Below are 3,656 nucleotides of genomic sequence, written 5' to 3'. Positions count from 1 at the left end.
AAACCGGTTCGCCGACACGGCGCGGATACACTGACTCCCACTGCCTCCGTAGCTCAGGTGGATAGAGCAAGGGCCTTCTAATCCCTAGGTCGCACGTTCGAGTCGTGCCGGGGGCGCAGGTTTGAAAACCCCTGTCGTGGGCGGTCCGAGATCTGGTGGCCGGCCGGTCGAGTTCCCATCGGATTCGCATCCCGACGGTTCCGCCGAGTACGGCATCGCCCAAATCATCGACATCCACGGAGATGAACTCCCGCGCGCAACTGGCCCGCGAGGAGCGGCAGAACCGGGGGCTGGCCGACCGGCTGGCCGACCGTCTGGCCGCTGAACTCTCCATGGACGGCCCGGTCGAGGTGTCGTCGCGCTACCTAACCGGCGCAGGAGCTTGGGCGGCGACAGCTTCGCGACGGCCAGCGAATGGTCGTGGACCGATTTCGTCACCCTGTGCGGCGACCTTGCCGCCCGCCCCGATTGGTCGCTGGACACCCTGTTGGAAGGCCCCACGACATCAGTGCGAGCGGCTGGCAGAACGACGACTGCTCGCTGGTTCTGCTCGACCTGCACTGAATTTGCTGGCGCAGTCATTTATGCTCCACGCAACTCGGTATCGCGAGACCACGCAAGGGTTTGCGGTCCGGGGGGGACGTTCGGGGGGACTGTGGGGTCGGGCACCGAGGAAATTGCGTCGGGAAACCTGCGGGTGGCCATCGTCGACGAGCACGACGTGGTCCGCGCCGGATTGGAGGCATGGTTCGCCGGTCAGCATCCCGCGCTGACGGTTGCGGGCAGCTTCCCCACCGCCGCCGACTATCTGACCTGGCTTCGCGATCCACCGGGCCTCGCCGGTCATCCCCCTGCCGACGTCGTGGTGATCGAAATCCAGCAGAACGGATGCGCCCCGGACTTGGATGGCCTTGCCCAGTTATGCGCGGCCGGTCCCGCGGTGCTCGTTTACTCGCGGCTGACCGCCGATGAGGTGTTGCTGTCGAGCATCGACGCCGGCGCGCACTCCTACGTAGCCAAGGCCGACGGCGCCGAACACCTCGTCGCCGCGCTGCGTTGCATCAGCGACGGGCCTGGCCCCTACATCGGACCGCAGATGGCCGGCGTCCTGGAGCGCCGGCGGACGGCGGGGCGGCTGAACCTCTCCGAACGGGAACGGCAGGTCTTGACGGCCTGGCTGCGGACCGACAGCAAAGACGAAGTCGGTCGTCTGCTGCACATCACGCTGGCGACGGTCAGGACCCACCTGCAGCGGGTCCGGATGAAGTACGCCGCCGTCGGACGCCCGGCGCACAGCAAAGCAGCGCTGTTGGCCAGGGCCGTCGAGGACGGGATCATCGGGCTCAGCGAGTTCAGCGGCATGCCGTACGGCCCGGCAGCCGACCCGCCGTTCCCCCCGAATGTCAGCCAATGATGTGAAACTGCGCGCCCTCTCTTGAACTGCAACCGTTTTCCTGTGGACCATAGGTCTAGTCAACGGGGGGATCGAAGACATGCATTCCGAATCGCAGTGGCGTTATCGCGCGTACCGCAGGGGCCTTCGGCTGGTGAAGTACAAGCAATCATCGCCCGCGTACCAGCAGTACGGCCCTTACGCACTGGTCGACAAGACCACCAATCGGGTGACCGTCGTCGGTCTGGATGCCGAGGCCGTCGAGCGGGAGCTGTTCCCGAGCACCGATAGCGCTGCTCTGTCCTGATCCCCTGCGGCTGTTAGCCTCGGCTTTCGTGGCAGATCTAGTGCTCTACGAGGTGGCCGACCGGGTAGCGGTGATCACCGTGAACGACCCTGATCGGCGCAATGCGGTCACCGACGCGATGTCGGAGCAGCTGCGTGATTCGGTGCGGCGGGCCGAGGGCGACCCGAAGGTGCACGCCGTCGTCGTCACCGGTGCGGGAAAAGCGTTCTGTGCGGGCGCCGATCTGTCGGCGCTGGGCGCGGCGGCCAAGGAAGGCTTGGAGCGCATCTACGCCGGTTTCATGGCCGTCGGGCGCTGTGCGCTGCCGACGATCGCGGCGGTCAACGGGGCGGCAGTCGGGGCGGGGATGAACCTGGCGCTGGCCGCCGACATCCGGATTGCCGGACCGCACGCGATGTTCGATCCGCGCTTCCAGAAACTGGGCATCCACCCCGGCGGCGGAGCCACCTGGATGCTGCAGCGGGCGGTCGGCCCACAGGTGGCACGAGCCGCACTGTTGTTCGGCATGCGGTTCGACGCGCAGGCCGCGGTTCGCCACGGTCTCGCCTTGGAGGTCGCCGACGATCCACTGGCGGCAGCGCTGGCATTGGCAGCCGGTCCGGCCGCCGCTCCGCGCGAGGTGGTGCTGGCCACCAAAGCCTCCCTGCGCGCCACCGTGATCCCCGGCTTCTCCGACATCGATCACCACGAAGCCGCCAAGAACATCGAGCTGGACCCGCAGGCCGCATCGATCGAGTCCCCGGAGTTCAGAGCGCGACTGGCCGCCGCCCAGCGGCGCTGACGCGTCCGCTCTAGCGCAGCCCGATCTCCCGGGCGATCAGCATCAACTGCACTTCGGTTGTGCCCTCGCCGATTTCGAGGATCTTGCTGTCCCGATAGTGCCGGGCCACCGGGTACTCGTTCATGAACCCGTAGCCACCGTGGATCTGGGTGGCGTCGCGGGCGTTGTCCATCGCGGCCTCGCTGGCCACCATCTTGGCGATCGCGGCCTGCTTCTTGAACGGCCTACCCGCGAGCATCAGCGCGGCGGCGTCGTAGTAGGCGGTCCGGGCGACGTGCGCGCGCGCCTCCATCCGGGCGATCTTGAACTCGATGGCCTGGTACCGGCCGATCGCCTGGCCGAACGCCGTGCGCTCCCCGGCGTACTTCACACACTCGTCCACGCAGCCCTGCGCCGCGCCCACGGCCAGCGCCGCGATGGCGATCCGGCCCTCGTCGAGGATCTGCAGGAAGTTGGCGTAGCCGCGGCCGCGCTCCCCCAGCAGGTTCTCCTCGGGGACCCGGACGTCGGTGAACGACAACGGATGGGTGTCCGAGGCGTTCCAGCCGACCTTGTCGTAGGCCGGTTCGGCGACGAAACCCGCGGTGGGAACCGGCACCAGGATCGCTGAGATCTCCCGGCGGTCACCGACGGTGCCGGTGACGGCGGTGACGGTGACCAGCTTGGTGATGTCAGTGCCGGAGTTGGTGATGAACTGCTTGGAGCCGTTGATCACCCAGTGGCCGTCGTCGAGGCGGGCGGTGGTCTTGGTGGCGCCGGCGTCGGTGCCGCCGCCGGCTTCGGTCAGCCCGAACGCCCCCAGCGCCGAACCGTTGGTCAGCATCGGCAGCCATTCCCGCTTCTGCGCCTCGGTGCCGAAGCGGTAGACCGGCATGGCGCCCAGCGACACCCCGGCCTCCAGGGTTATCGCCGCGCTCTGGTCGACCTTGCCGAGTTCCTCCAGGGCCAGGCAGAGGGCGAAGTAGTCACCGCCCATGCCGCCGTACTCCTCGGGGAACGGCAGGCCGAACAGACCCATGTCGGCCATCCCGGCGACCACCTCGTAGGGGAAGGTGTGCTCGGCGTCGTGCTTGGCGGCAACCGGTGCGACGACCTCGCGGGCGAAGTCGCGCACCGTCTTCGCCAGCTGCTGGTACTCGTCGGGAAGCGTTGCCGTGGAGAGAAATTCGGTCATG

4 protein-coding genes and 1 tRNA gene are annotated in these 3,656 nt (G+C 67.8%); 4 read left to right on the top strand and 1 reads right to left on the bottom strand.

Annotation, left to right across the window (positions count from 1 at the left end; all coding sequences use genetic code 11):
• The first annotated feature begins 42 nt into the window (after positions 1-42).
• The 4 genes from ADBZ6I_RS16635 to ADBZ6I_RS16620 all read left to right on the top strand — a co-directional run bounded on the left by ADBZ6I_RS16635 (position 43) and on the right by ADBZ6I_RS16620 (position 2,481).
• A tRNA-Arg gene (locus ADBZ6I_RS16635) sits at positions 43-116 on the top strand.
• Positions 117-655: 539 nt separating this feature from the next.
• Positions 656-1,414: a response regulator transcription factor gene (locus ADBZ6I_RS16630; protein ID WP_526385795.1), complete on the top strand. Its 759-nt coding sequence runs from the start codon at positions 656-658 to the stop codon at positions 1,412-1,414.
• A gap of 79 nt (positions 1,415-1,493) precedes the next feature.
• A complete protein-coding gene (locus tag ADBZ6I_RS16625; protein ID WP_526385793.1) occupies positions 1,494-1,700 on the top strand; it encodes a hypothetical protein in 207 nt (68 codons plus the stop codon).
• A 28-nt stretch (positions 1,701-1,728) separates the two neighbouring features.
• Entirely contained in the window at positions 1,729-2,481 is a 753-nt protein-coding gene (locus ADBZ6I_RS16620) for an enoyl-CoA hydratase (protein WP_526385791.1), read from the top strand.
• Positions 2,482-2,491: 10 nt separating this feature from the next.
• Here the strand turns inward: ADBZ6I_RS16620 and ADBZ6I_RS16615 are convergent, their stop codons facing one another.
• Positions 2,492-3,655, bottom strand: coding sequence for an acyl-CoA dehydrogenase family protein (locus ADBZ6I_RS16615; RefSeq protein WP_526385789.1), 1,164 nt, complete (start codon positions 3,653-3,655; stop codon positions 2,492-2,494).
• Position 3,656: the final 1 nt, after the last annotated feature.

It is taken from the genome of Mycobacterium sp., from assembly GCF_044342925.1.
Taxonomy (GTDB): domain Bacteria; phylum Actinomycetota; class Actinomycetes; order Mycobacteriales; family Mycobacteriaceae; genus Mycobacterium.
This window is presented reverse-complemented; position numbering and strand designations above follow the sequence as displayed.

Bases quoted from the DNA above. Each gene is read 5' to 3' on its own strand.
- ADBZ6I_RS16625 (WP_526385793.1), top strand. From the start codon at position 1,494: ATGCATTCCGAATCGCAGTGGCGTTATCGCGCGTACCGCAGGGGCCTT.
- ADBZ6I_RS16615 (WP_526385789.1), bottom strand. From the start codon at position 3,655: ATGACCGAATTTCTCTCCACGGCAACGCTTCCCGACGAGTACCAGCAG.